Below are 25,133 nucleotides of genomic sequence, written 5' to 3'. Positions count from 1 at the left end.
TGTTATTGCCCCTGTAGCACAGACATCATGCCTTTAATCTGACTGCTGATAGCCATCAAATCCGTCTGATATTTCAGACTGTTATCGGCAAACTCTGTGCGTTCGCGGTCCATATCTACCGTGTTACCGTCCAGCGCAGGCTGGTCAGGAATGCGGTACATCAGGTCCATCGAAGGCGGTTGAAGATTTTCCGCAGGAATATGGCGTGCCGACGTCACCGCCAGCGACAGCCCGGAACCCTGCGCCCGCCCTTGTTCCAGCACCTTATTCATCTGGCTGGCGAAATCGATATCGCGAGCCTGATAGCCCGGCGTGTCAGCATTGGCGATATTGGATGCCAGGATTTCCTGTCGCTGTGCACGCAGGTTCAGGGCTTCGGTGTTAAACCGTAGTGCTGCGTCCAGTTTGTCGAGCATGCGTCCTCCGCAAGTGAGAATTTAGAGCTGACAGCATAATCTCGAGGGGGAAAGGACTATCGTTTGAATAGCGCTAAAAATCGTCGCTAATTTGCGCCTTGACAATATGCATCTGAGGGTAGAATCGGTGCCATGTTGAAATTAAGGGGGTCTCTGATGCGAGGATTCACACGACTACTGGCCGTTTTACTCGCTCTGATAAGCGTCTCTGCCAGTGCTGTCGACCTTAACGCACAGCTCAATGAATTTTTTAAAAATCGCTATGGGCAAAGCGGGCAGTCTGCCGATAACCTCACCGTGGTGGTGAAAACTCCGCAGACGATGTGGCCTGCCTGTGAGCAACCGCAGTTCTCACTGCCGGGCAACAGCCGCATGTGGGGCAATATCAGCGTTGCTGCCAATTGCGATCAGAATCGACGTTATATTCAGGTACAGGTTCAGGTCAGCGGCCAATATCTGGTTGCCACCCGCCAGGTGCCGCGCGGCGCGACGATCTCCGCCAGTGATATGCGAATGGAGCAGGGCCGACTGGATACCCTGCCCGCCCGCACCCTGACGAGCCCCGCGGACGCGGTCGGCGCTATTGCCCTGCGCGATATCAATCCCGGTCAGCCCGTCACACTGATGATGATGCGCCAACCGTGGCGAGTGAAAGCAGGCCAGATGGTTACCGTTACCGCCAGCGGTGAAGGGTTTAATATCAGCAGCGAAGGCAAGGCACTGAACAATGCCACGTCCACGCAACCGGTCAGAGTTCGGATGAGTTCAGGGCAAATCGTGATGGGTAAGGTCGACGCTAATGGGAATATTCTGATATCGCTATAAACCACTAAAGAAGGCTACAGTTCTGCCGATAGTGTTTATAACGGTCATTGTACTATTAGAATATTGAACATCAGGTTGTGAGAACCTGAGTTAACAGGAGCGCATATGAGCATCGACAGAACCCAGGCATTGAAACCGGCAAGCACTGTACAGTCACGTGATACCAATGATGTTGCCCAGCCAAAAGCGCGTGCAGCAGAAAGCAAAACCACTGAAACCACAACCGGCACTCAGGTTGTTCTCAGCGGCGCACAGTCACAGTTGAGCAAAGCCAGCTCACAGGACATTAATACGGCTCGCGTTGAAGAGCTGAAGAATGCAATTCGCAACGGCGAACTGAAGATGGACACCGGCAAAATTGCCGACGCACTGATTCAGGAAGCTAAAGACTCACTGCAAGGTAATTAACCCATGGATAAGCTGCAAAACGCACTTGATAAAATGCTTGAAGTTCTTTCGTCGCTGGCCGATGTCATGAATGCGGAGCAAGAACAGCTCTCGGCAGGTCAGGTCAACAGCAGCTTATTGCAACGGATTACCGAGGATAAAAGCTCTTTACTGGCTACCCTCAATTTCCTGGAAGATATGCGTCGTGACGCCGAAAAAGTCACTGGTATGCATGTGCCTTACAGCCAGCACCCGGCACTTGCACGGCGCTGGGCGGCTATTCAGGAACAGACGGTAAAACTGCGTGATACCAATTTACATAACGGTATGTTGCTCAACCATCAGATCAGTCATAACGAGCATGCGCTGCAAGTCTTGAAGCCTTATCAGTCACAAAAATTTTATGGCCCTGACGGACATGCGATTACCAGCGCTCCGGTAAGTCGCAAAGCATAATATCCGTCAACCCGTGTTCGACTTTACCCCGCTGCGCCCTTGCGCTGCGGGGTTTTTCTGTTTGTTATTCTCTTACTGCGCCGTTCGGCGAGAGAAGTGACGCGGGCGGAAACCAAGAGCACCCAACACAACAAAATAGACACCCCCTCCCACCGCGCAGACCGCGGCCAGACGCAGCAAACGCGACAACATATTGCCGCTGGCCCAGTCAGGCATCACGTACATCATGCCCAGCAGCGCCGCTGCCATCACAACAACAGCAATCCCCAGACGCATCAGGAAACTGAACCAGCCCGGCTGCGGCTGGAAAATATCCTGCTTACGCAGTTGCCAGTAGAGCAGCGCGGCGTTAAGACAGGCAGCCAGACCGATAGACAGCGACAGCCCGGCGTGTTTCAGCGGGCCGATAAACGCCAGGTTCATCACCTGCGTGGCCAGCAGCGTAAACAGCGCAATCTTCACCGGGGTTTTGATGTTCTGTCGCGAGTAAAAACCCGGCGCCAGCACCTTAACCACAATCAGCCCCATCAGTCCGACCGAATAAGCCACCAGCGCCCGCTGCGTCATGGCGGCGTCAAATGCGCTGAACTTGCCGTACTGGAAGAGCGACACGGTGAGCGGTTTCGCCAGAATCCCCAGCGCTACCGCGCTGGGCAGTGCCAGCAGGAAGCAGAGGCGCAGCCCCCAGTCCATCAGTTTGGAATACTCGTCCTGGTTACCGCTGGCAAAACTCTTCGCCAGCGAAGGCAGCAGAATGGTGCCCAATGCCACGCCCAGCACCCCGGAAGGAAATTCCATCAGACGGTCAGCGTAGTACATCCACGATACCGAACCGGACACGAGGAAGGAGGCAAAGATGGTATTGATGATCAACGAAATCTGGCTGACTGACACACCGAGGATCGCCGGCCCCATCTGACGCATCACACGCCACACGCCCGCATCCTTCAGGTTAAGGCGCGGCAACACCAGCATGCCGATTTTCTTCAGATGCGGCAGCTGATAACCCAGTTGCAGCACGCCCCCCGCGACCACCGCCCATGCCAGTGCCATGACGGGAGGATGAAAGTGCGGTGCCGCAAACAGCGCAAAGCCGATCATACTGACGTTCAGTAACGTGGGTGCAAAGGCGGGAACGGAAAAACGGTTCCAGGTGTTGAGGATCGCCCCCGCCAGCGACGCCAGCGAAATCAGCAGAATATAAGGAAAGGTGACCCGCAAGAGCGAAGACGTCAGCGCAAACTTGTCCGGTGTGTCGGCAAAACCCGGGGCGGTAATCAGGATCACCCAGGGAGCCGCGAACATCCCCAGCACCGTGATAATCGCCAGAGCCAGGGTAAGCAGCCCTGACACATAGGCAATAAAGACTTTGGTCGCTTCTTCACCCTGCTTGCTTTTGTACTCCGCAAGAATCGGCACAAAGGCCTGAGAAAATGCGCCTTCGGCAAAAATACGGCGCAGCAGGTTTGGCAATTTGAAAGCAATAAAGAAGGCATCGGTCGCCATCCCCGCGCCAAACACGCGTGCCACAATGGCATCACGCACAAAGCCCAGCACACGTGAAAACAGGGTCATGGAGCTGACCGCTGCCAGTGATTTCAACAGGTTCATGTAATTCCTGATTCTGATATCCGGGAAGACCGGCTTGCGACAATCACAGCCCGATGATCTTCGGGCCATTTAAGGTGCGGATAGTCTACTGAAGTGAAAGGAAATAACCACAGTGGATTGTTACGGGGTTTGTGTTGTAAACCTATTCCCGCTCGGCATCACGCCATAATTTTTCGACCATACGCTGGGCCAGCAGCGCCTGCTCGCCGCTGATTTGCGGCATTGTCTGATTTTCCACGCAGCGGATAAAATGATGCGCTGCGCCGACAAAACCACGCTGCTCCAGCGTGCTCTGCCAGCCGGGGATGGGGTCAATACTGATCTGCCCTGCTTTCTCCTGCTGCCAGTCACGCATATCGCTGACCTGATAGACCGCCCCCTCGTCCACCGCCATCACGCGTTCCATCTGGCTGCCAGCACGACGATGCATACTGGTCGTGACCTGAACACCCGCCACGTTAAAGTGGTGTTCGGCATACAGCATCTGCCCACTGTCGTTGGTCTGCAACGTGCCACTCAACAACTTTCCTTCCCCGCCACCCAGCCACAGCACGCTGTCGACCACATGCAAATAGTCATCCAGCAAGGTGAAAAACAGATCCTGTGGCCCCACGCTATCACTGCGGTGTTTATCCATACGTATCGTCGCCGGTTGCAACAGCGCTGACTTCAACTGAAGGTAGCGTGGTGCAAAACGGCGGTTAAAGGCCACCATCAGTTTGCGTCCGCGCTTATCGGCCAGGTCCACCAGCCGCTCCGCCTCACTCAGCGTAGCCGCCAGAGGTTTATCAACGCAGACATCCACCCCGGCGCGTAACAGCCGATCGACGATCGCATAGTGGCTGGCAGTGGTGCTGTGGACAAACACGGCATCGCTGGCCGCCGCCAGATCGTCAAGGGAGCTGAGTAAGGGAATGCGATAGCTATCGCAGACCGGGCGCGCCTTTTCCTGATTCGGTGAGAACGCGCCAGCAATCTGCCAGCCATCTGTCTTCGTCAGCACCGGCAACCAGGCTTTTTGCGCAATGCCGCCCAAACCGACGATCCCCACTTTTAATGCACTCATTCTGCCTCCTGTACGGCCAGTAGCCGGGCAAGCTGCTGTTGCAGTGCCACAACCTGTTGTTCAAGGGAGGCCACCCGCGCTTCCAGCCCGCTGTCATGGTCATTAACAGGGCTGGCAGCCAGTGAACCTTCATCCACATCACCGCTAAACAGATGCATAAAGCGGCTTTCGCGTTTACCCGGTTCACGTGCCAGACGCACCACCAGTGCGCCGGATTCGCGCTGTGCCAGCCGCTCCAGCGTCTGTTCCACTTCGGATATATCGGCAAAATCATGCATACGCGTAGTGCGGGTGCGCAACTCACCCGGCGTCTGTGCGCCACGCAGCAGCAGTGTTGTGATCACCGCCACTTCGGCAGCAGTAAACTTCAACTGACCAAACTCAGAGTTACAAAAACGCTGTTCATACTTCACTACCCGGCTGCCAAAACCGTTCAACGCCGTCAGTTGGTGTTTTTTCACCAGCAAATCGAGGGTGTTCTGTACATCGCTATCGGTCAGCGACATCACCGGCTCACGGTTGGACTTCTGGTTACAGGCGGTCACGACGCCGTTAAGCGACATCGGATACTGATCCGGAGTAGTGACCTGTTTTTCCAACAGGCTGCCGATGACGCGCGCTTCAACGGCGGTAAAAGGGGTTTTGATCATCTGGGGGTTACACTCCGCGCCGGTCCGGCGTCCATTCGTGGGAGGTCAGCGCCGTCAGAACATGGTCCTGCCAGCGCCCGTCAATCAGAAGGTAATCTTTGGCGTAGCCCTCTTTTTCAAAGCCGAGGCGCGCCAGTAAACCGCCGCTACGGTGATTATGTGGCATGTAGTTGGCCATAATACGGTGAATGCGCTGCTGCCGCTGCATATAACGAATTACGCTTTGCAACGCCTCAAACATCATCCCCTGCCCCTGCCATTTTTCCCCCAGCGAATAACCGAGGTAGCAGGCATGAAATGACCCGTGCAAAATGTTGCTGAAGTTGGCCACACCGCGCACTTCATTTTCCTCCGGGTCCATCACTGCGAAATAGAATGCGCTGCCCTGCTTCTGCATTTCTGCAATCAGCCCGAGCCGCGCCTGCCAGCCGGAGGGATAACAGTGACTTTCATCACGCACGGGTTCCCAGGGTTTCAGGAACGCGCGATTTTCCGCATAGTAGTCAGCCAGTCGCCAGGCATCACGCTCATTGACAAGACGAACCACCAGTCGATCGGTCGTCAGGCGCACTTTCGGCGCAGCAGTACGGTAGCCAAACATCTTCTCTCCTGAAATCCCTGGCCGGGTGTAAGTTTGCGGGGGGGGATTTATCGGCGAAAAAGCACGTTATCCCCATCGCTTTACTATAACCGCCATCCGAATCCCCGGTAAAACACTGCCGATTAAAAATTCGTAAAATTGTGGAGAAAACAACGAATGTCAGGGACAGGTTTGCCCTATGGCGGGTTCTCTTCCATACTTCCTTTGTACATTCAGATAGTTGATGAGTGCTCATCATTTATCCCAATTTAAGGGGAACCGCTTGAAACTCTATATTTATGACCACTGCCCGTTCTGCGTGAAAGCCCGCATGATCTTCGGCCTGAAAAATATTCCGGTTGAACTGGTGGTGATGATGAACGATGACGAAGCCACGCCAAACCGTCTGATCGGCCAGAAAATGGCCCCGATTCTGATGAAAGAAGACGGTAGCTGCATGCCGGAAAGTCTGGATATCGTGCAGTACATTGATCGGGTGGATCATGATCCCCTGCTGACCGGTAAAACCAATCCGGCGATCAGCGACTGGCTGCGACATGTCCACACTTATGTGAATAAACTGCTGTATCCGCGCGTAGCAGAAGCCCCGTTTGCCGAGTTCGCGACCCCGGAAGCACGCAGCTATTTTAAAAACAAAAAACAGGCCGTTGCCGGTGATTTCGCTGAGCTGAGAGAACATTCAGCAGGCTGGATTAAAAACATCAATGATGACCTGCGTAAACTCGACAAGTTGATTGTTAAACCGAATGCCGTGAGCGGTGAATTGTCGCTGGACGATATCCACCTGTTCCCGCTGCTGCGTTCCCTGACGCTGGTGGCCGGGGTGGAATACCCAACCCGCGTGGCGGATTACCGTGACAATATGGCAAAACAGACCCAGATCACCCTGCTCTCCTCTTCCGCTTCCTGACCTGTCCGGGCCGCCAAACGGTGGCCCGACACATTCCGTTGTCATTTTTCCCGGTTTCTCTCAGCGTTGTCCTGGTGACGGGCAGGCGCGAGTGGTGCATGCTATCCCCCTGCACCGGTAGGATCGACCGGTGATTGAAAACAGAGGAACATCATGAAAAAAATACTTTTTGGCCTTAGCGCTTTACTGTTAGCGGGTTTGGTCAGCGGCTGTAATGATATTGCCCAGTACAGCATCAGCGAGCAGGAAGTTAACCAGGCGCTGGTGAAACATAACAACTACGAGAAGAATATTGGTGTCTCCGGGCTGGCCGATGCGCATATTACTCTGAGCGATCTTAGCAGTCAGATTGGCCGTGAAGAACCAAACAAAATCACCCTGACCGGCAAAGCTAACGTCAACATCAGTTCCCTGTTTGGCCCGCAGCAGGCAGAAATGATGTTAAAGATGAAAGCACAGCCCGTGTTTAATCAGCAGGAAGGCGCGATCTATCTGAAAGATATGGAACTGGTTGATGTGACAGTGCAGCCGGAGAAAATGGCAGGCGTATTGAAAACGCTGACACCATATCTTAACGAGTCGCTGAAGAATTACTTCAATCAGAAACCGGCTTATGTATTAAGCACAGACCGCAGCAAAGCGGAATCGCTGGCGAAACGCTTTGCGAAAGGGCTGGAAGTAAAACCTGGTGAACTGGTGATCCCGTTTACTGACTGACAGAACAAGGCGGTACGGTCTGCCCGTACCGTTTTTTATCCCGGCGCGCATAAACCTGGTGCATTCCCCCCGTTTTATCCCTATCCTTTGTACCCGGCCAAAACCTGCCCTTTTCCCACTCTGCCGGAGCACATCGCATGACCACACAACCTCAGCAATTGATTATTCGCCGCCCTGACGACTGGCACATCCACCTGCGTGATGGTGATATGCTGGAGGCGGTCGTGCCGTTTACCAGTGAGGTGTGTGGACGCGCCATTGTTATGCCAAACCTGGTGCCACCCGTCAGCAGCGTTGCTGCCGCCCGTGCCTACCGTGACCGCATTCTTGCTGCCGTTCCTGCCGGGCATCATTTTACCCCGCTGATGACCTGCTATCTTACCGACGGTCTGGACCCGGATGAGATCGAAACCGGCTTCACTGAAGGCGTGTTTACCGCCGCAAAACTCTATCCAGCGCACGCCACCACCAACTCTGCGCACGGCGTGACCAGCATTGCGTCCATTGCCCCGGTGCTGGAGCGTATGCAGAAAATTGGCATGCCGCTGCTGATCCACGGTGAAGTCACCGATGCGCATATCGATATTTTTGACCGTGAAGCGCGTTTTATTGAGACTGTGCTGCACCCGCTGCGCCTGCAATTTCCGGAGCTGAAAGTGGTGTGTGAACACATCACCACCAAAGAAGCGGCCGCGTATGTGCTGGAAGGCAATCGTTTCCTTGGTGCCACCATCACCCCTCAGCATCTGATGTTTAACCGCAACCATATGCTGGTGGGCGGTATTCGCCCGCATCTCTACTGCCTGCCCATCCTGAAGCGCAACATTCACCAGCAGGCACTGCGTGACGCGGTGGCAAGCGGTCACGACCGATTCTTCCTGGGCACCGATACGGCGCCGCATACCCGCGATCGTAAAGAAACCAGCTGCGGCTGTGCCGGGGTATTTAACGCCCCCTCAATGCTCTCCGCCTATGCCACGGTATTCGAAGAGATTGGCGCCCTGGCCCACTTTGAAGCCTTCTGCTCCGAAAATGGCCCACGTTTCTACGGCCTGCCGCTGAATCAAGGCACCGTGACACTGGTTCGTGAGCCCTGGACCGTGGCGGAATCCGTCTCCGTTGGCCGCGACGGCCACACCCTGGTGCCGTTCCTGGCGGGTGAAACCCTCAACTGGAAGGTCGACATTTAATCGCGCGCCCTCCCTTGGGCAATGCGCGATAATGATTGCGCACGGTTGAATTACTGTATATATTCACAGTAATTCAACCGGAGGCTATCATGCGTATTGAAGTCACTGTAGCAAAAACCACGTCCCTGCCTGCAGGCGCTATTGATGCGCTGACGCAGGAACTCAGCAAGCGAATCGACAAACAGTTTCCAGATGGCACCAATACCATATCGGTACGCTATGCCGGAGCCAATAATCTGACGGTGATGGGCGGCGGAAAAGAAGCCAAAGATCAGATCACCGATATTTTACAGGAAACCTGGGAAAGCGCTGACGACTGGTTTATCGCCTGAGTTAATGCGGTTGTGATGTCAGGCAATACCGCTATTCCCACTCGATTCCATAATGATTGTGCCGTTTTTGCCGGATACGCCATCCGGCTTTTTTATGTGCGCGTCTTACCGCTGAACGCAGATAGACGGCTCGGGTAGAATATCCTATTCTGAGGCTGACATTTATTACTGAGGTTTTTCCTATGGCTGCCGATAATCCAGATGAGGCAATGACGTTTGGCGAACTGCTGGCGATGATTGGTGAACAGCAACGCCGTCTGACAGTATTAGAAAATGCCTTTTCCACCCTCTCTTTCTGTCTTGATGACAAAGCTAACCAACTGTTAATACACAGTTTAAAACTTGAAGGACAGAACCAGAACTACGATGAACAGCTCCAGCAGCATTTCATCCGTCTGGCCGGGGAACTGGAAAAACGCCTGGGTGTGTTACCGATAATACCGGATGTGTCTTAAATATAACCTGTATTATCACACCTGAAATAATGCTGCCATTCATCAGCAGGGTGATTATTTTCCACCCTGCGATGCTTAATTAGCGTGCGAATAGCGCCTGATTTTTACTCAGAACGAAATTTAAGTCTGCGAACAAAAAAACTCCTGTTATAATTAGAAAGCTCTAAGAAAAAAAGCCGCATTGAACCTCGATAAAACACTTCGTTGTCATCTTTCACGAGTAATAGGGGGTTATAATGGACAGAAACAAAGAGGTCATCCAGACACATCCCCTCATCGGATGGGATATCAGTACCGTAGACAGCTATGATGCCATGATGATCCGTCTGCACTCGCTCTCTTCCGATCATCAACCGGCAGAAGATGCTGAAGTTGGTCAGACCTACTGGCTGACAACTGATGTTGCAAGGCAATTTATTTCCATTCTTGAAGCTGGCATTGCCAAAATAGAAGCCACCGAATACCAGGACCGTGATTACAAGAAGCACTAATCTGCAACTGAATCTTGTTTCCCAGGGCACCCAACAGGGTGCCTTTTTCATGTCTGCCATATTTGCTATTCTGCTTCAATTGCTTGATTAACAGAGGCTGATACTGATGGTTTACGATTTAATTGTGGTGGGCAGTGGCTCCGTCGGTGCTGCCACCGGCTGGTATGCCACGCAGGCGGGTCTGAAAGTACTGATGATTGACCGTCATCATCCGCCACACAGGGAAGGCAGCCATCATGGTGAAAGCCGCCTTATCCGCCATGCCTACGGTGAAGGTGCTCGCTATGTCCCAATGGTTCTGCGCGCCCAACAGCTGTGGGATCAACTGGAACAACAGAGCGGCGAGCGCGTCATGCAGCGCAGCGGCGTACTGAATCTTGCCCCACACCGCTCCGAATTTATTCAGAATGTTATCCAGAGCGCAGAACAGTTTGCATTAAACGTACAGATCCTGAACGAAGCAGAGATCCGTCAGCGCTGGCCGCAGATCAACGTACCGGACGGTTATATCGGCGTGTTTGAACCACAGTCGGGCTACCTGAAATCAGAGGTTGCCGTTAAGAGCTGGATCCGCATGGCGAAGGATGCCGGCTGCGCCCAGCTTTTCAACTGCGGCGTCACACAAATTGCAACCGAGGACGGCCTGCAAGCGGTCACCACCTCGGACGGCGTTTACCGTGCGCGCAAACTGCTGATCAGCGCCGGAACCTGGGTGAAAACCCTTTACCCTTCCCTGCCGGTCACCCCGGTACGAAAAGTGTTTGCGTGGCATCAGGCCGACGGTCGCTACAGCGAGGACAATAAGTTCCCGGCGTTTACCGTCGAGATGCCGGACGGCATCCACTACTATGGTTTCCCCGCCGATAACAACGCCATCAAAATCGGTAAACACGAAGGTGGGCAGCCCATTGATACGCCGGATGGACGTAAACCTTTTGGCAGCGTAGCGGAAGACGGCAGTGAGCTGTTTAACTTTATGCGCACTTTCCTGCCGGGCGTTGGCGTATGCCTGCGCGGGGAAGCCTGCACCTATGACAACACCGCGGATGAAGACTTTATTATTGATACCTTCCCCGGTGAGCCGAACCGCATGCTGATTACCGGTTTAAGCGGCCACGGTTTTAAATTCGCCAGCGTACTGGGAGAAATTGCCACCCAGTTCGCCCAGGGGAAAAGCAGCGACTTTGATTTAACGCCGTTCGCGCTGAAGCGCTTTCAGTAGTCACGGATTCAAGGCCCATGCTTTGGGTTGCGTGTTTTAGTCGTCTTACTGGACTGGCCTGCCCCCTGGCAGGCCGTCAGAATAGCGACGTCTGTTCCCATCTCTGTTCTAAAAACTACCAGACACCATACGGATAGACTTTGTCCTTAATAAATTCTTTTGTATTTTCTCCGTATTCATAACCGTTTGAAAAATTAGTTATCCCTTTGCAAATATCTAACTTATTCCCGGAGAGCGTTTTCAGGACGGACGGGGTGACACGATAATTAGGCTCAAATCCTATGCCATTAATCCAGACCGCGATTTTTCCTTCAGGGGCCAGCCCTATCTGGATACTGTCGTGATACCGGGTCTTTCCCTGATAGTCTTTATGTGTGCTGGGCTTACGCATTTTATCCACTATCTCATCGGACAATGTCAGATGAGTTTCATACACCTTTTTATCAATCACCGAGTCCCAACAGAATAAAATATGCCGGGGAGGATGCTGTACATGATTCCAGTACCCGTAAAGTGCACGCGCACTGTCGTTCCACTCATCCGTCACGTCATACAGCGCTTTGGTACTGTCGAGAGTATTAAAACGATAATCAATACCGCCCATATCAAGGATGGCGACGAACGTTACTCGTGCAGGCAGTGCTCTAGGCGTGAAAAAATTAAATTTCCACTCCGTTGGTTCCGTGTTTTGAGTCGCCTTGTTGGGTTGTCCTGCCCCCTGGCAGGCCGTCAACGTCAGTAGTGAAAGCAGCACAGCGATACGTTTTATTTCCATATTCTGTTCCCGTCCTTGCGCTAAAAATTACCAGACACCATACGGATACACTTTGTCCTTAATAAATTCTTTTGTATTTTCTCCGTATTCATAACCGTTTGAAAAATTAGTTATCCCTTTGCAAATATCTAATTTATCCCCGGATAACGTCTTCAGCACTGACGGCGTTATACGGTAGTTATGTTCGAAACGGATACCATTTACCCAGACGGCCACCTTTCCTCCGGGGGCTAACCCCATCTGTACGCTGTCGTAATACGCAGCCTTGCCAAGATAATCCTTGTATACGCTGGGTTTACGCATTTTATCCACCACATCCCAGGGAAAAGTCAGATGGGTTTCATAGACCTTTTTATCAATCACCGAATCCCAGCAAAAAATCATATGCTTAGGAGGTTTTTCAACGTGATTCCAGTGTCCACCTGGTGCCCGCGAACTGTCGTTCCACTCATCGATAACATCATCCATATCTGGGGTGCTGTTAAGCGTATTAAACTGGTAAACCGTACCGGCGGCATCCTGGACTACGACAAACGTCACCAGGGCAGGCAACGCTTTGGGTGTAAAAAAGTTAAATTTCCACTCTGTAGGCTCCGGGTCTTGAGTCGTCTTGTTGGCCTGGTCTGCCCCCTGGCAGGCCGTCAACGTCAGTAGTGAAAGCAGCACAGCGATCTGTTTTATTTCCATATTCTGTTCCCGTCCATATCGTAAATCGTCCGTTGCCAGCGTTCATCCGGCCGGTTGGTAAAGGTCACCAGCTTCGCAGGCTTCACCGCCCCGGTGATCCTTCCCTGACTGTCCCGTATCACGCTGTTCCAGTTGGCTGAGCAGTGAAGGTATTTTCCCGCCAGCGCAGTAATTTCCGCGGTGGTAAACTCGCTGACCGATTGACCATTGCGGACGGCGCGGCCCATCACAATGGCTTTTTTATACAACACTTTTAGTTCGGTCGGTAATGAAAGGTTGTCATCTTTAGGCAGTATGGGCTCGAACACCACTCCCGCATCCTGCGCGGCATCAATCATCACCCGCAGTACCACTTTTGACCAGTCATTGCGCGTGGGGCGCTCAAGAATTAGCGCAGCAGCACTGCGTTTTTGCAGCATACCATATCGGTCGGTGGGCATTCGGTCGTCATGCCAGGCTCTGAGTTTAATCACGTTACCCTCAAGCAGCGGCGCTATGGCCGGATAACGCGTCATGATCCCAAACTGTGCCCCGGCAAGACGATATGTTGCGGTTTCCTTATCGGAAGTCGAAGCCGGTACGGTTTCAAACTGTGGGCGGGTGAGGAAACAGGCTTCGTGCTCGTCAGGATTATACCCGCCGCCAATATCCGAGTGCGCCCCGGGCAACACCAGCTCCGGCCACGCAGGTTTTACGCTGTTCAGCGCAAAGTTAAAGCGGCACTCATGCTGTGCGGTGATATGGAACACCTTCTCCGCCACGCCGGGGCGCAGCACAATATTCACCTCTCCGGTATCCGCACTGTGCGGGTTAAAGCCATTCACCGGCGAACCAATCCCCGCAACGGTATCGAATATCCCCAGGAAGCGGGTTTTGCCGCCGGGCGTGCCATTGAACTTAACCTCACCTAATCCGGCTTTAATCGCTGCCACAATGGCATCATCCTGCTCGAACACCCGGTTGGAAAAATGCCGTGCCGCCGCTGCCCCCCGGCTAAAACCGAAGATATCAAACTGTAACTCCCTGACGATGCCAATGCTGGATTGGGAGGGCTTATTTAAATAGCTTTTAATAGCAGCAACCAGCGCGGCGACGGCTTTATCCGTTTTACTCACTATGCCGGTATTCCCCCTGCCCGTTCCCATACCGTAAGAACTGTCTCCCTGCCCGCTTTCTGTACCAATCCCTTCAATATAAATGGCATTTTGTCCATAACCTGTATCAGCTGCTATATTTTCCTTATACAACCTATTCAGCCAATACACATTGGTGTAATAACCAAGATAACTTCCTGCGGCAATACCGCTATGACTCCGTTTCAGCCTTTATGCACTGAGATAACGTAGATTCGGCATCCCCGTCACTCATGCCATAATGCTCGCCTGCACAGGCATTCTGACGGTCAGCACTGTTATCCGCATTATTCCCCGTCCCATCAAAAAACACCCCGATCGTCAGCGTGATTTCGCGCCGCTTTATCTTCGCGGACTGGGCGTGTTGTTGCGGTACGTCTGCCTGAGAGGGGGCGAACAGGGAGAGTTCAATCGGCTCTGGCTTGCGCTGCGTTACGCTGGCGGGTTCTTTGCCGTAACCGTCAGGAATCGAGGAAATAAACGTGGCCCCGCAGGGGCAGGAACTGACGCTGTCGAGCGTACCGGCCAGCGGCATCCCGCCCACCCTGATTTTGCCCGGCCCGCTGATGATGCTGTACGTCATACCGGGGTTCCTTACCGCAGGAGACCAGACTGCCCTCCCGCGGAAGCTCCGCGCCACGCAGAAAGACGGTCGAGTGACCGCTCAGTACTTCCCCACCGCAGCTGGTTTTATCGCCCACGCGAAGAAAATAGCCCTTTGCCATATGCTGTCCTTAGCCCGTTTACGTTGAACATAAAATGTGCGAAGGACAACTTAACCAGAAATTTTCATAAAAAAAATACGCGAACCGGTAACCCGGTCCCCGTATTTTTACGATTTATTATCTGAGTTTGTGTATTTTCAGATGAGGAATTTACTTCTCTGTAGCCGCAGAGGTTTTCTTCCCGCGCAAACGCAGTTTATCCACCAGACGCTGCGCTTCTGCACGGCTGCCAACCGACGGCGCCGATCCTCGTAGTGGCTTGCGTGCCGTTTCACGCAGGGTGAAGACCGTGATCACCCCGATAATCCCCGCGCCCATCAGATAGTAAGCAGGCATCAGTAAGTTACCGGTTTTCTCCACCAGCCAGGTGGTGATCAGCGGTGTGGTGCCGCCAAACAGCGACACCGACAGGTTAAAACCTATCGCAAGCGCACTGTAACGAATATCGGTGGAAAACAGCGCCGGTAAGGTGGCAGGCATCGACCCGCTGAAACAGGTGTGAATCACGCCCAGGATCATCAGGCCGAGGAACACCAGCCACAGGTTTCCGGTGCCGATCAGCATCATGCACGGCACCGCCAGCAGGATCAGCGCGACTGCCCCGCCCCAGATCACTGGACGGCGGCCCAGACGATCGTTCCAGTGCCCCCAGAACAGCGTCAGCGGCATCATGACGAACATCACCACCATAATCAGCAGCAACGAACTCAGCTCACTCAGGCCGAGGATCCCGGTCAGGTAGCTCGGCATGTAAGACGTCATCATATAGTTCGAGACGTTAAACAGCAGCACCAGCCCAATACACTTCAGCATCGCCGCGCGATACTTTTTCAACATCTGCCACAGGTTAAGGCGGGGTTTGCTATGTTCCAGCTGCTCCTGTTTCTCCATATGCTTCTGGAAAGCCGGCGTCTCTTCCAGCTTAAGGCGGATATACAGGCCAAACAGCCCCAGGGGCGCAGCAATAAAGAAGGGAATACGCCATCCCCAGTCCAGGAGCGCCTGTTCCGGCATTGCCGCGGTCAGTCCGGTCACCAGACCTGCGCCCAACAGGTAGCCGCCGAGCGTACCAAACTCCAGCCAGCTCCCCATAAACCCACGCTGCTTATCGGTAGAATACTCGGCAATAAACGTTGCCGCTCCGCCATATTCACCGCCCGTCGAGAATCCCTGCAACAGACGCGCCAGCAGCAGCAGCACCGGAGCCATAATACCAATGGTGTGATAACCGGGGATCAGGCCAATACAGAAGGTACCGATCGACATCATGATCATCGTCAGGGCCAGCACCTTCTGGCGGCCAATACGATCGCCCAGCGGACCAAACACCAGCCCACCGATCGGACGCACCAGAAACGCGGCGGCAAAGGCACCAAACGTCGCCAGCAGCTGTGCCGCCGGGCTACCGCCAGGGAAAAAGACCTTACCGATGGTCACAGCCAGAAAGCTGTATACCCCAAAGTCGAACCACTCCATGGCATTGCCAAGAGCCGCAGCCCCGACTGCCCGCTTCAGCATCGATTTATCGACAATGGTAATATCGTCGACACTCAACGCCGGTTTAGCGGACTTATCTTTATTCCAGAAATGTTTTTTTCGGGGCTGTTGCCCCTCTGATGTGTGACCCATTGTATGCTCCCGGTGTGACTATCAATGAGCAGCCTCATAGCTTTCGTCGCCTGACATAAAATGGAAAATAGTGAAGAGGAAGAAAGCTATAACGCAGCAAATTAAGAATGGTAATTAACGGTAAATTTTATAGTGAACGTTACTGACACGTCTTTACGGTAGACAATATCTCGCAAAAATTCAAGTTAAGAGCGATATTCACTGGCTTAATGATAAATTTCAATCACAGGCACTCCCCCTGTGACTTTGGGTGAGATGATCGCTTCAAATAGGGGATAATTACCTCTGGCAATGCATTAATTTTCATAACGATTAAACCCTGCCTGATATTGACATAACGTGACAAAAAATTGACATTACCTTAATTAAACAGCAAAAAATCAGAACATCATACTTTCATCAAACTGCCGTCAAAGCGCCAACAATAAGCCAGACAGAGCCGCCCCCCCTCTATGCCTTCTGAATTACTGCGCATGATTCAATATTTTGTTCAAAATATTTCACGCTATGAGTGAATTTTAAAACCAGTAAAATTATTTGTTGATTTTGCCCTTACATCTGGTCAGTCTTATTGAAAATTCTGACAAACGGGTCTCTCAATGCAATTGAAAAATAGCGTGTTGCGTTATGGCTCACTGAGTATTGCTATGCACTGGCTGGTGGCGGGTACCGTTTACGGTATGTTTGCACTTGGTCTGTGGATGGTCACCCAGGGCTATTATGATACCTGGTATCACAAAGCGCCGGAGTTGCACAAAAGTATCGGTATGGTGCTGTTTGTTGTGATGCTGGTGCGCGTGGTGTGGCGTTTTGTTTCGCCGCCCCCTAAACCTCTCAGCAGTTATACGCCGCTGGTGCGTTACAGCGCCGTCGCCGCCCATCTTCTGCTTTACGGCATTCTGTTTGCCATTTTAGTCAGTGGCTATCTGATCTCAACTGCCGAAGGTAAACCTATTGATGTCTTTGGCGTGCTGCCGGTGCCCGCGCTCTTCTCCGGGCTGGGTGAACAGGCCGACCTGGCCGGTGATATCCATCTCTGGCTGGCATGGAGCGTGGTGATCCTCTCCGGGCTGCACGCGCTGGCCGCACTGAAACACCACTTTATCGATCGCGATATTACGTTGAAAAGGATGCTGGGTCACCGCATCGACTAACTAACAGGAATGGAGAACACCATGCTGAAGAAAAGTATTCTGGGTTTAACGACTGCCGCACTGCTGATGACCGCAGGCACCGCCAGCGCCGCAGATTATAAAATTGATAAAGAAGGACAGCATGCCTTTGTCCAGTTCCGCATCAAGCATCTGGGCTACAGCTGGCTGTACGGTACGTTTAAAGATTTCGATGGTAGCTTTACCTTTGATGAGGCCGATCCGGCGAAAGACAAAGTCAATGTCACCATTAATACCGGCAGCGTGGACACCAACCACGCCGAACGCGATAAACACCTGCGCAGCGCTGACTTCCTGAATGCCAGCAAATTCCCGCAGGCAACGTTCGTTTCAACGGGCGTAGAGAAACAGGGTGAAGGCCTGGCCGTGAACGGTAATCTGACACTGAACGGCGTGACCAAACCGGTGAAACTGGCTGCGAAGCTGACCGGCGAAGGGAAAGATCCATGGGGCGGCTACCGTGCAGGCTTTGAAGCCACCGGGACCATTGCCCTGAAAGATTTCAATGTTAAATCCGATTTAGGCCCGGCATCGCAGGACGTTGAGCTGATTATTTCTGTCGAAGGCGTGCGTCAGTAACGCCAGACTGGCCTCTCACCGGAACATCGCCCGGTGAGAGGTCGATACACCCGGTTACTCTTCAGGCGAAGGGATGTGCATCGTGGTACTCAACAGGCCACGGGACTTGTTGAAAATCTTATTACCGTTCTCACGACCCGCACGGCGGGCACGCTGCTCTTCCGGCGATAACGCCAGCTCTTCCATACAGATTGGGCTACAGCAGTGATTAAACTTCTCAGCGCAGCTCGGACACTGAATAAACAGCAGATGGCAGCCATCGTTCAGGCAGTTGACGTGGGTATCACAAGGCTCACCGCACTGGTGGCAGTTCGCAATAACATCCTCGGAAATTCGCTCCCCCATACGTTCATCAAAGACAAAATTTTTGCCTTTAAAACGCACCGGTAACCCCTGTTCACGGGCACGACGGGCATATTCGATAATCCCGCCTTCAATGTGGTACACATTTTCATAGCCGTTGTGACGCATCCAGGCACTGGCTTTCTCACAGCGGATGCCGCCGGTGCAGTACATGACAATTTTTTTGTCTTTGTCCTGCTGCAACATGTCCACCGCCATCGGCAGCTGATCACGGAAGGTGTCCGCCGGAATTTCCAGCGCGTTGTCAAAATGCCCCACTTCGTACTCATAGTGGTTACGCATATCGACAAATACTGCCTGTGGATCGTCCAGCATCGCATTCACTTCGGCGGCTTTCAGATAAGCACCGACATCGCTGGCATCAAAACTGTCATCCGTGATGCCATCAGCGACAATGCGCTCGCGCACTTTCAGGCGCAGCACCCAGAAAGATTTACCGTCGTCGTCCAGCGCAATGTTCATTCGCAGATCGTTCAGCGCCGGGTGGAAGCCGTACAGCGCGGCTTTCATCTGCTCATACTGGCTGGCCGGGACGCTGACCTGCGCGTTAATGCCTTCTGCCGCCACATAAACGCGGCCAAACACTTTCAGCTTTGTCAGGGTGACATACAGGGCGTCGCGGAACGCGCGCGGATCGTCAATAGTGAAGTACTTATAAAAAGAGACTGTGGTACGCGGTTCGGTTTCGGCCAACATGCGCGCCTTCAGCTCTTCATTGGAAACAAGGTTATGTAACACTGGCATGGTGTACGTTCCTGCATTCAAAGAGAGGAAAAATTTGCGGCGCTATCATACCTGAGGCATGGTGGATTGTCCTTAGTCACAGCCCTTTTTCATCACAGCAATCTACAGATAATGTAAAATATCTCGTTGTAAATCGCACAATTAGCCATAATTAAACTTTTATACCTATTCATAATTACTCTAATTTACTTGCGATCCGGACACTCATGACACAGCTTCCCCACTTCAATCGCACATTGCTGCATCCCCGTTATTGGTTTACCTGGTCAGGGATTATCCTGCTGTATTTGCTGGTTTTGTTGCCCTACCCGGTGCTGTACTTCATTGGTTGTGGCCTGGGAAGAGTCTCAATGCGCTTCCTGAAATCCCGGGTGACCATTGCCAGACGTAACCTTGAACTGTGCTTCCCGCAGATGCCGAATGCCGAACGCGAAGCGCTGGTCATCTGTAACTTTGAGTCACTGGGCATGGGTCTGATCGAAACTGGCATGGCCTGGTTCTGGCCCGACTGGCGCATCAAAAAATGGTTCAGCGTTAGCGGGCTGGAGCACATCCAGAAGGCGAAAACGGATGGAAAAGGCGTGCTGCTGATTGGCCTGCACTTTCTGACGCTGGAGCTGGGTGCGCGCATTTTTGGCATTTATAATCCGGGAATTGGCGTTTATCGGCCCAATGATAACCCCCTGATCGACTGGTTACAGACCTGGGGACGGATGCGTTCCAATAAAAGCATGCTTGACCGTAAAGACCTGAAAGGGATGATCCGCGCCCTGAAGAACGGCGATATCATCTGGTATGCTCCTGACCATGACTACGGTCCCAAAAGCAGTGTGTTCGTGCCGCTGTTCGCCGTAGACGAGGCCGCCACCACCAAGGGAAGTTACCTGCTGATCCGCAGCGGCAACCCGGCGGTGATCCCTTTTGTTCCACGACGTCTGCCTTCTGGCAAAGGCTATGAAATGGTGATCCTGCCAGAGCAGACCTCCGCCATTCCGCTGGACGATGAACGCACCACTGCCATACATATGAACCAGATTATTGAGCACGCCGTCTTAATGGCCCCCGAACAGTATATGTGGCTGCATCGCCGCTTTAAGACCCGTCCTGAAGGGCAACCCTCTTTTTACGACAACTAACGGGTCGCCGATCCGGCCTGTTCCAGTATTTGAAACAGTTTTTCATTTTTTTTGATCGCACGTCGGTTAGCAGCAGGATAAACGCGTATACTTGGTGAGCTAATAGTTCAAAAGGTGACCCTTTATTTTATGTCCACGCCCGCTACCCCCGCTGCCGCCATCAACTGGCAAAGAAATCTGTTCGTGACCTGGATAGGCTGTTTTCTGACGGGAGCAGGATTCAGCCTGGTGATGCCCTTTCTGCCGCTCTACGTGGAGCAACTGGGCATCACCGATCCACAGGCACTGAATCTCTGGTCAGGACTGGTCTTCAGCATTACGTTCCTTTTTTCCGCGATTGCCTCCCCCTTCTGGGGCGGACTGGCCGACCGCAAAGGACGAAAAATCATGCTGCTGCGTTCGGCACTCGGGATGGCCATAGTGATGATGTTGATGGGGATGGCAACCTCTATCTGGCAATTTCTGGCGCTGCGTGCCCTGCTCGGTTTGCTGGGGGGATTTGTTCCTAATGCCAATGCGCTGATCGCTACCCAGGTCCCGCGCGGTAAAACCGGCTGGGCGCTGGGCTGGCTCTCCACCGGTGCGGTCAGTGGCGCACTGATTGGCCCGCTGATTGGCGGCCTGCTGGCCGACAGCTTTGGTCTGCGCCCGGTGTTCTTTATCACGGCAGGCGTGCTGTTTACCTGCTTTATGATGACGCTGTTCTGCGTACGCGAAAGTTTTATTCCGGTGCAGAAAAAAGACATGCTGCACGCCCGCCAGGTGCTGAGCTCGCTGAAAAACCCGCGCCTGGTGCTGGCGTTATTTGTCACCACGCTGATTATTCAGGTCGCCACCGGCTCCATTGCGCCGATCCTCACACTGTATGTGCGTGAGCTGGCGGGACATGTCTCTAACCTGGCCTTTATCAGCGGGATGATCGCCTCGGTGCCGGGCGTCGCGGCGCTAATGAGCGCGCCCCGGCTCGGCAAACTGGGCGACCGCATCGGCCCTGAGCGCATTTTGATCACCATGCTGATGCTGTCCGTACTGTTGCTGATCCCGATGGCGTTTGTGCAGAATGCGTGGCAGCTGGGGATTCTGCGTTTCCTGCTCGGCGCCGCCGATGGCGCACTGCTTCCCGCCGTACAGTCTCTGCTGATTTATAACGCCAGCAACCAGGTGGCCGGGCGCGTGTTCAGCTACAACCAGTCATTCCGCGATATTGGCAACGTCACCGGGCCGCTGATGGGTGCGACCGTCTCAGCCCACTTTGGTTTTCGGGCGGTGTTTATCGTCACCGCCTGCATTGTGCTGTTTAACGTGCTGTATACCTGGATCACCCTGCGCGGCCGTACCGAAATGATGGTGGTACGGGAAGAGTAACGTCATCCTCAAACCAGTGCGATGTGCAGTTTTTCCAGCAGCTGGCACATCTCTTCGTCGGGCCACGCATCCACCACCAGCGTGCTGGCCAGCGAGAGATCGCCGATGGCAAAGGCGGAGGCAGAGTTCAGTTTTTCCTGTGACACCAGCACCACGGTTTCCGCGGCCCGCTCTGCCAGCGCCCGTTTTACGCAGGCCTCTTCATAGTTTCCCGTGGTCAGCCCGGCGCTTTTGTGTACCCCGGTCACCCCCATAAAAAACAGATCGGCATTGATGCGGCGTATCCCTTCCATCATCGCCGCACCGACCGTCACCACCGAATGCTTGTAGAGTTGCCCGCCAATGATAATCACCTCAATCAACGGATAATCCACCAGCCCGACCGCAACGCCCGGACTGTGCGTGACCACGGTAAAAGCCCGATCCCTCGGCAGCAACGTGATCATCTCAGCCGTGGTCGTGCCACCGTCGATCATCACCACCTGACCGGGCTGGATCAATGCGGCCGCTTTCTCCGCCACCCGACGTTTGGACGCCATCTGCACGCTTTTTCTCGTTTCGAAGGGGGCAATCGCGGCAGACACCGGCAGCGCACCGCCGTGAACGCGTTGCAGCAACCCTTCTGCCGCTAACTCTCTCAAATCCCGACGAATAGAGTCTTCTGATACGGAAAAATACTGGCTCAGTTCACGCGAAAGCACCTGCTTTTCGCGATCGAGCATGGCCAGGATCTGCTGTTTACGCTGACTGGAAAGCACGGTTCCCCCTTCACGATTGATCTTGATATTGCACGATTATGCATGTTAGCGTGTTTTCTGTCACCACAATAAGGGCATAAACATGCAAAACATGCAGGAACGCGTACGCAACATCCGCGAGCAGCTGCTGTCGGATAACTGGTACACCCTGAAAAAATACACCTTTGAACTGCTGCGCCGCGACGGCAGCTGGCAGGAGCAAAGCCGGGAATCCTACGATCGCGGTAACGGCGCCGTGGTGCTGTTGTACCACAAAGCCCGAAAAACCGTGGTACTGACGCGGCAGTTTCGCTTCCCCATTTTCGTCAACGGCCATCACGGTTTTCTGATTGAAGCCACCGCAGGCCTGCTGGATAACGCCTCGCCGGAAGCGCGTATTATTGCCGAAGCCGAAGAAGAAACTGGCTTTCGCATCACGCACATCGAAAAGGTGTTCGAATCCTATATGAGCCCCGGTTCAGTGACAGAAAAACTGTTCTTCTTTATCGCCGAATATTCTGATGACGATCGTCAGGGAAGCGGCGGTGGCGTCGCGGAGGAAGGGGAAGATATCGAAGTACTGGAGTGGCCCTTTTCCCGCGCACTGGACGCCGTGCGCAGCGGCGAAATTATGGATGCCAAAACCATCATGCTGATCCAGCACCTGGCCCTTAACCCCATTTTTTAGGAAATCATTATGAAATCACTGCAAATTTTAGTGGCAGGCCCGGTACGCAGCGGCACAGGCGACCGTGAAGACTTAATCCATGCCAACCTTGAACGTATGGAACAGGCAGCCTTAGCCATTTACCAGAAAGGGCATATTCCGCTGATTGGCGAGTGGCTGGCATTTCCGCTGGCGCGGATTGCCGGGTCGCAGAAGATTGGCGATGCGATCAGTGAAGCGTATTTATATCCGGTCGCACACCGACTTATTGGCCACTGTGATGCCATTCTGCGTTTACCGGGTGAGTCACGCGGAGCCGATAACGACGTACGCATTGGCCATGAGCTGGGGCTGACGATTTATCAGCATCTGGATGAGATTGCACAGGTTTAATCGTGCCGGGGTGGCATTGAAACAAACGCCACCCCCGGCTAATCAGAAACTGATATCGGCGGCCAGGCCACCAATTAACGCATCCTGAACCTGACGCACCCCGCCCGGTTTAGTCACAACTTGCAGGTTGGGACGTATATTCAGCCAGCGGGTAGCCTTCGCGTTGTAATACAGTTCATAGTTCCATTCCGCGCCCTGTTGCAGCGGCAGATAAGCAGGATTGCGATAATCGCTCACGCCGTTTGCGGCGTTCTGCCCCTCACGCATCTTTGTGTAGTCGCTGTTAACATGGATACGCGCCATGCCGATGCCGATCTCATCGGCGGGACGGGCATCAAAGGGCCCTTTCCACGCCAGTGCCAGCGACTGATAATTGTCCATCTTCGCCGTACGATGGTCGTTCATCACATACTGGAAACTCACGCTCAGACCACGCTTGTTATCACCGTCCATCGCGAACAACTGCTGTTCGGCCAATAGATAGCCGCCGTAAGCACGTCGGTTATGCTGATACTCCCCATCCTTAAACGAGTGAAAATCCCCGCCCTCGGTGGAACTGTAGAACATCCCCAGCCGATAATTACCCTGAAGTTTGTCCTGCCCCAGCTGCGGCTTCCAGCCCAGTTCAACCGGGATCAGGTTTCCTTCGCCGTGGCCCATATCAAAACGAAATCCGTTCGCTTTCGTGTAGTTGGCACGGTTCTGGTTATAGACCCCGACCTGGAAATAAACGTCTTCGGGCAGATTGAGTTTGAACCGCCCTCCCCACTGCGATACCGGGGCGTTAAACCAGCGGTCGTTACGCCAGTGGCCCGGCTGGCCGCCGCCCATCGCCCAGTTCTGGAACATTCCGACGCTGGCCGTATCGAAATCTTCGTTGGTGGTGACACGGCCCAGTTTCACCTCCAGCCAGTTATCAAACAGCGACTGGTTGAGCCAGAACTGCGTCAGGCGCAGATAATCACCTCGTGCCGAGATACCCTGTACGTTAGACAGGCCACCCGTCCGCGGATCGTTAATATAGGGCGTAAGATTTTGCCCGTTGCGGTTGGTCAGCGTCACCTGAAACTGACCGCCCTGCCAGTTCATCAGTTTATCCAGATCGAGCTTACTGCCGAACGTCCACTGATCGGCATAGCGCATCGTGGTGCTGGTGCGGTAGCCGCCGGCCAGGTTGGCCGCCGACTGCGTGGTATAGTCCACCTGGAAATCCACGCCTTCATCCGCCAGATGTTTGCGGTAGCCCGCCCAGTCACCGAGCAGCCACGGGGAATCCGGGTCAAAAGGGGCATCATTCGCGAACACAGGCGCGGCAAGAAAGAGAAGACTGCAGGAGAAACGGGTGAGAACGGTTTTGCGCGACGCTCTGCACGTTAAGGCTGATTTATCCATATCACTGATCCTGAAAAGGGGGTGAACAACCTGGCACACCGCCAGAGTTGGGGCAGTTCATTTGCCCGGCGCTAATACATCATATTTCAGAAATAGAACCCCATTAAAAACGTGCGAAAAACCGCCGACAGCACGCGATGCTGGCGGTCAGGGAGTTCCTGGGAGGTGAAGTTGTGTGCATTCTGATGAATGCACTGCTGATATGTGAGGACCTGGAGCGCCCGCAGATGTATCTCCGGACATGATTTCTAGCTGAATGTTCAGTGCATAAGGCTGGTGCCGGTTTGAGCACACCGGATCGGCAAAA

Annotated in this window: 29 protein-coding genes and 1 pseudogene; 16 read left to right on the top strand and 14 right to left on the bottom strand. The window is 53.5% G+C overall.

The genetic code is table 11. The features are described 5' to 3' along the window. Positions 1 to 2: 2 nt before the first annotated feature. Positions 3 to 416, bottom strand: coding sequence for a flagellar basal body rod protein FlgB (flgB, locus tag FVB43_RS17345; RefSeq protein WP_062743748.1), 414 nt, complete (start codon positions 414 to 416; stop codon positions 3 to 5). Between the two features lie 156 nt (positions 417 to 572). Here flgB and flgA point away from each other — a divergent pair, with 156 nt between their 5' ends. From flgA to flgN, 3 genes are all read left to right on the top strand, one after another. Next, on the top strand, positions 573 to 1,241 hold the full coding sequence (flgA, locus tag FVB43_RS17340; RefSeq protein WP_167864385.1) for a flagellar basal body P-ring formation chaperone FlgA: 669 nt from the start codon (positions 573 to 575) through the stop codon (positions 1,239 to 1,241). A gap of 105 nt (positions 1,242 to 1,346) precedes the next feature. After that, entirely contained in the window at positions 1,347 to 1,649 is a 303-nt protein-coding gene (flgM, locus tag FVB43_RS17335) for a flagellar biosynthesis anti-sigma factor FlgM (protein ID WP_167864384.1), read from the top strand. 3 nt (positions 1,650 to 1,652) lie between these two features. Continuing rightward, the gene (flgN, locus tag FVB43_RS17330) at positions 1,653 to 2,084 is read left to right on the top strand and encodes a flagellar export chaperone FlgN (RefSeq protein ID WP_133842791.1); all 432 of its coding nucleotides are present in this window, start codon (positions 1,653 to 1,655) and stop codon (positions 2,082 to 2,084) included. 72 nt (positions 2,085 to 2,156) lie between these two features. Here flgN and murJ read toward each other — a convergent pair whose 3' ends face one another. From murJ to rimJ, 4 genes are all read right to left on the bottom strand, one after another. Next, a complete protein-coding gene (gene murJ / locus FVB43_RS17325) occupies positions 2,157 to 3,695 on the bottom strand; it encodes a murein biosynthesis integral membrane protein MurJ (RefSeq protein ID WP_167864383.1) in 1,539 nt (512 codons plus the stop codon). A 142-nt stretch (positions 3,696 to 3,837) separates the two neighbouring features. After that, positions 3,838 to 4,761 (bottom strand): Gfo/Idh/MocA family protein, encoded by a 924-nt coding sequence (locus FVB43_RS17320; protein WP_133842787.1) that lies wholly within the window; start codon positions 4,759 to 4,761, stop codon positions 3,838 to 3,840. Beyond that, the gene (locus tag FVB43_RS17315; protein WP_374760124.1) at positions 4,758 to 5,408 is read right to left on the bottom strand and encodes a DUF480 domain-containing protein; all 651 of its coding nucleotides are present in this window, start codon (positions 5,406 to 5,408) and stop codon (positions 4,758 to 4,760) included. Before FVB43_RS17315 ends, FVB43_RS17320 begins: the two co-directional genes overlap by 4 nt. Before the next feature lie 10 nt (positions 5,409 to 5,418). Then, positions 5,419 to 6,012: a ribosomal protein S5-alanine N-acetyltransferase gene (gene rimJ / locus FVB43_RS17310; protein ID WP_159337080.1), complete on the bottom strand. Its 594-nt coding sequence runs from the start codon at positions 6,010 to 6,012 to the stop codon at positions 5,419 to 5,421. Between the two features lie 262 nt (positions 6,013 to 6,274). On the opposite strand from rimJ, the gene grxB reads away from it, so the two are divergent. The 7 genes from grxB (at position 6,275) to solA (ending at position 11,329) form a co-directional block, all read left to right on the top strand. Beyond that, entirely contained in the window at positions 6,275 to 6,922 is a 648-nt protein-coding gene (grxB, locus tag FVB43_RS17305; RefSeq protein ID WP_133842781.1) for a glutaredoxin 2, read from the top strand. Between the two features lie 153 nt (positions 6,923 to 7,075). Next, positions 7,076 to 7,639, top strand: a complete 564-nt coding sequence (locus FVB43_RS17300; protein ID WP_133842779.1) for a lipoprotein — start codon at positions 7,076 to 7,078, stop codon at positions 7,637 to 7,639. 137 nt (positions 7,640 to 7,776) lie between these two features. Next, a complete protein-coding gene (gene pyrC / locus FVB43_RS17295) occupies positions 7,777 to 8,829 on the top strand; it encodes a dihydroorotase (RefSeq protein WP_133842777.1) in 1,053 nt (350 codons plus the stop codon). A gap of 89 nt (positions 8,830 to 8,918) precedes the next feature. Further along, positions 8,919 to 9,161 (top strand): DNA damage-inducible protein I, encoded by a 243-nt coding sequence (gene dinI, locus FVB43_RS17290; RefSeq protein WP_133842775.1) that lies wholly within the window; start codon positions 8,919 to 8,921, stop codon positions 9,159 to 9,161. A 182-nt stretch (positions 9,162 to 9,343) separates the two neighbouring features. After that, positions 9,344 to 9,616, top strand: coding sequence for a hypothetical protein (locus tag FVB43_RS17285; RefSeq protein ID WP_133842773.1), 273 nt, complete (start codon positions 9,344 to 9,346; stop codon positions 9,614 to 9,616). A gap of 236 nt (positions 9,617 to 9,852) precedes the next feature. Then, positions 9,853 to 10,107, top strand: coding sequence for a biofilm formation regulator BssS (gene bssS / locus FVB43_RS17280; RefSeq protein WP_133842771.1), 255 nt, complete (start codon positions 9,853 to 9,855; stop codon positions 10,105 to 10,107). A gap of 106 nt (positions 10,108 to 10,213) precedes the next feature. Further along, positions 10,214 to 11,329: an N-methyl-L-tryptophan oxidase gene (gene solA / locus FVB43_RS17275; protein WP_133842769.1), complete on the top strand. Its 1,116-nt coding sequence runs from the start codon at positions 10,214 to 10,216 to the stop codon at positions 11,327 to 11,329. 115 nt (positions 11,330 to 11,444) lie between these two features. On the opposite strand, the gene FVB43_RS17270 is transcribed toward solA, so the two are convergent. The 6 genes and pseudogenes from FVB43_RS17270 to proP form a co-directional block, all read right to left on the bottom strand. Next, positions 11,445 to 12,104, bottom strand: coding sequence for a DUF2931 family protein (locus tag FVB43_RS17270; RefSeq protein ID WP_167864382.1), 660 nt, complete (start codon positions 12,102 to 12,104; stop codon positions 11,445 to 11,447). A 27-nt stretch (positions 12,105 to 12,131) separates the two neighbouring features. Further along, positions 12,132 to 12,791: a DUF2931 family protein gene (locus FVB43_RS17265; RefSeq protein ID WP_167864381.1), complete on the bottom strand. Its 660-nt coding sequence runs from the start codon at positions 12,789 to 12,791 to the stop codon at positions 12,132 to 12,134. Continuing rightward, entirely contained in the window at positions 12,782 to 13,906 is a 1,125-nt protein-coding gene (locus tag FVB43_RS24665) for a phospholipase effector Tle1 domain-containing protein (protein ID WP_242462161.1), read from the bottom strand. The genes FVB43_RS17265 and FVB43_RS24665 overlap by 10 nt, the downstream gene beginning before the upstream one ends. Positions 13,907 to 14,096: 190 nt before the next feature. Beyond that, positions 14,097 to 14,507 (bottom strand): hypothetical protein, encoded by a 411-nt coding sequence (locus FVB43_RS24660; protein WP_242462160.1) that lies wholly within the window; start codon positions 14,505 to 14,507, stop codon positions 14,097 to 14,099. A gap of 58 nt (positions 14,508 to 14,565) precedes the next feature. Continuing rightward, positions 14,566 to 14,649, bottom strand: a pseudogene (locus tag FVB43_RS24655) (PAAR domain-containing protein); the annotation flags it as partial. A gap of 150 nt (positions 14,650 to 14,799) precedes the next feature. Next, positions 14,800 to 16,278, bottom strand: coding sequence for a glycine betaine/L-proline transporter ProP (gene proP, locus FVB43_RS17255; RefSeq protein WP_167864380.1), 1,479 nt, complete (start codon positions 16,276 to 16,278; stop codon positions 14,800 to 14,802). Positions 16,279 to 16,877: 599 nt separating this feature from the next. Here proP and FVB43_RS17250 point away from each other — a divergent pair. Together FVB43_RS17250 and FVB43_RS17245 are read left to right on the top strand one after the other, a co-directional pair. Continuing rightward, positions 16,878 to 17,432, top strand: a complete 555-nt coding sequence (locus tag FVB43_RS17250) for a cytochrome b (RefSeq protein ID WP_159337087.1) — start codon at positions 16,878 to 16,880, stop codon at positions 17,430 to 17,432. Between the two features lie 21 nt (positions 17,433 to 17,453). Continuing rightward, complete coding sequence (locus tag FVB43_RS17245) at positions 17,454 to 18,029, top strand: YceI family protein (protein ID WP_133840922.1); 576 nt, start codon at positions 17,454 to 17,456, stop codon at positions 18,027 to 18,029. A gap of 54 nt (positions 18,030 to 18,083) precedes the next feature. Here FVB43_RS17245 and trhO read toward each other — a convergent pair whose 3' ends face one another. Next, the gene (gene trhO / locus FVB43_RS17240; protein WP_167864379.1) at positions 18,084 to 19,136 is read right to left on the bottom strand and encodes an oxygen-dependent tRNA uridine(34) hydroxylase TrhO; all 1,053 of its coding nucleotides are present in this window, start codon (positions 19,134 to 19,136) and stop codon (positions 18,084 to 18,086) included. A 206-nt stretch (positions 19,137 to 19,342) separates the two neighbouring features. On the opposite strand from trhO, the gene FVB43_RS17235 reads away from it, so the two are divergent. Continuing rightward, positions 19,343 to 20,272: a Kdo(2)-lipid IV(A) acyltransferase gene (locus tag FVB43_RS17235; protein WP_133840924.1), complete on the top strand. Its 930-nt coding sequence runs from the start codon at positions 19,343 to 19,345 to the stop codon at positions 20,270 to 20,272. 129 nt (positions 20,273 to 20,401) lie between these two features. After that, complete coding sequence (mdtG, locus tag FVB43_RS17230; protein WP_167864378.1) at positions 20,402 to 21,637, top strand: multidrug efflux MFS transporter MdtG; 1,236 nt, start codon at positions 20,402 to 20,404, stop codon at positions 21,635 to 21,637. An 8-nt stretch (positions 21,638 to 21,645) separates the two neighbouring features. On the opposite strand, the gene FVB43_RS17225 is transcribed toward mdtG, so the two are convergent. Further along, positions 21,646 to 22,395, bottom strand: a complete 750-nt coding sequence (locus FVB43_RS17225; RefSeq protein WP_159337089.1) for a DeoR/GlpR family DNA-binding transcription regulator — start codon at positions 22,393 to 22,395, stop codon at positions 21,646 to 21,648. Positions 22,396 to 22,477: 82 nt separating this feature from the next. Between FVB43_RS17225 and FVB43_RS17220 the strand changes: the two genes are divergently transcribed. Together FVB43_RS17220 and FVB43_RS17215 are read left to right on the top strand one after the other, a co-directional pair. Then, a complete protein-coding gene (locus FVB43_RS17220; RefSeq protein ID WP_167864377.1) occupies positions 22,478 to 23,062 on the top strand; it encodes an NUDIX hydrolase in 585 nt (194 codons plus the stop codon). Between the two features lie 9 nt (positions 23,063 to 23,071). After that, positions 23,072 to 23,434, top strand: coding sequence for an NUDIX hydrolase (locus FVB43_RS17215; RefSeq protein WP_133840928.1), 363 nt, complete (start codon positions 23,072 to 23,074; stop codon positions 23,432 to 23,434). 42 nt (positions 23,435 to 23,476) lie between these two features. On the opposite strand, the gene FVB43_RS17210 is transcribed toward FVB43_RS17215, so the two are convergent. Beyond that, positions 23,477 to 24,826, bottom strand: coding sequence for a carbohydrate porin (locus FVB43_RS17210; protein WP_167864376.1), 1,350 nt, complete (start codon positions 24,824 to 24,826; stop codon positions 23,477 to 23,479). Positions 24,827 to 25,133: the final 307 nt, after the last annotated feature.

Origin of the sequence: Erwinia rhapontici, from assembly GCF_012271765.1 — a bacterium.
GTDB lineage: Bacteria > Pseudomonadota > Gammaproteobacteria > Enterobacterales > Enterobacteriaceae > Erwinia > Erwinia rhapontici.
This window is presented reverse-complemented; position numbering and strand designations above follow the sequence as displayed.

Coding starts and splice junctions, on each gene's coding strand:
- flgB (WP_062743748.1), bottom strand. CDS start 416: ATGCTCGACAAACTGGACGCAGCACTACGGTTTAACACCGAAGCCCTG.
- flgA (WP_167864385.1), top strand. CDS start 573: ATGCGAGGATTCACACGACTACTGGCCGTTTTACTCGCTCTGATAAGC.
- flgM (WP_167864384.1), top strand. CDS start 1,347: ATGAGCATCGACAGAACCCAGGCATTGAAACCGGCAAGCACTGTACAG.
- flgN (WP_133842791.1), top strand. CDS start 1,653: ATGGATAAGCTGCAAAACGCACTTGATAAAATGCTTGAAGTTCTTTCG.
- murJ (WP_167864383.1), bottom strand. CDS start 3,695: ATGAACCTGTTGAAATCACTGGCAGCGGTCAGCTCCATGACCCTGTTT.
- FVB43_RS17320 (WP_133842787.1), bottom strand. CDS start 4,761: ATGAGTGCATTAAAAGTGGGGATCGTCGGTTTGGGCGGCATTGCGCAA.
- rimJ (WP_159337080.1), bottom strand. CDS start 6,012: ATGTTTGGCTACCGTACTGCTGCGCCGAAAGTGCGCCTGACGACCGAT.
- FVB43_RS17300 (WP_133842779.1), top strand. CDS start 7,076: ATGAAAAAAATACTTTTTGGCCTTAGCGCTTTACTGTTAGCGGGTTTG.
- pyrC (WP_133842777.1), top strand. CDS start 7,777: ATGACCACACAACCTCAGCAATTGATTATTCGCCGCCCTGACGACTGG.
- dinI (WP_133842775.1), top strand. CDS start 8,919: ATGCGTATTGAAGTCACTGTAGCAAAAACCACGTCCCTGCCTGCAGGC.
- FVB43_RS17285 (WP_133842773.1), top strand. CDS start 9,344: ATGGCTGCCGATAATCCAGATGAGGCAATGACGTTTGGCGAACTGCTG.
- bssS (WP_133842771.1), top strand. CDS start 9,853: ATGGACAGAAACAAAGAGGTCATCCAGACACATCCCCTCATCGGATGG.
- solA (WP_133842769.1), top strand. CDS start 10,214: ATGGTTTACGATTTAATTGTGGTGGGCAGTGGCTCCGTCGGTGCTGCC.
- FVB43_RS17270 (WP_167864382.1), bottom strand. CDS start 12,104: ATGGAAATAAAACGTATCGCTGTGCTGCTTTCACTACTGACGTTGACG.
- FVB43_RS17265 (WP_167864381.1), bottom strand. CDS start 12,791: ATGGAAATAAAACAGATCGCTGTGCTGCTTTCACTACTGACGTTGACG.
- FVB43_RS24660 (WP_242462160.1), bottom strand. CDS start 14,507: ATGACGTACAGCATCATCAGCGGGCCGGGCAAAATCAGGGTGGGCGGG.
- proP (WP_167864380.1), bottom strand. CDS start 16,278: ATGGGTCACACATCAGAGGGGCAACAGCCCCGAAAAAAACATTTCTGG.
- FVB43_RS17250 (WP_159337087.1), top strand. CDS start 16,878: ATGCAATTGAAAAATAGCGTGTTGCGTTATGGCTCACTGAGTATTGCT.
- FVB43_RS17245 (WP_133840922.1), top strand. CDS start 17,454: ATGCTGAAGAAAAGTATTCTGGGTTTAACGACTGCCGCACTGCTGATG.
- trhO (WP_167864379.1), bottom strand. CDS start 19,136: ATGCCAGTGTTACATAACCTTGTTTCCAATGAAGAGCTGAAGGCGCGC.
- FVB43_RS17235 (WP_133840924.1), top strand. CDS start 19,343: ATGACACAGCTTCCCCACTTCAATCGCACATTGCTGCATCCCCGTTAT.
- mdtG (WP_167864378.1), top strand. CDS start 20,402: ATGTCCACGCCCGCTACCCCCGCTGCCGCCATCAACTGGCAAAGAAAT.
- FVB43_RS17220 (WP_167864377.1), top strand. CDS start 22,478: ATGCAAAACATGCAGGAACGCGTACGCAACATCCGCGAGCAGCTGCTG.
- FVB43_RS17215 (WP_133840928.1), top strand. CDS start 23,072: ATGAAATCACTGCAAATTTTAGTGGCAGGCCCGGTACGCAGCGGCACA.
- FVB43_RS17210 (WP_167864376.1), bottom strand. CDS start 24,826: ATGGATAAATCAGCCTTAACGTGCAGAGCGTCGCGCAAAACCGTTCTC.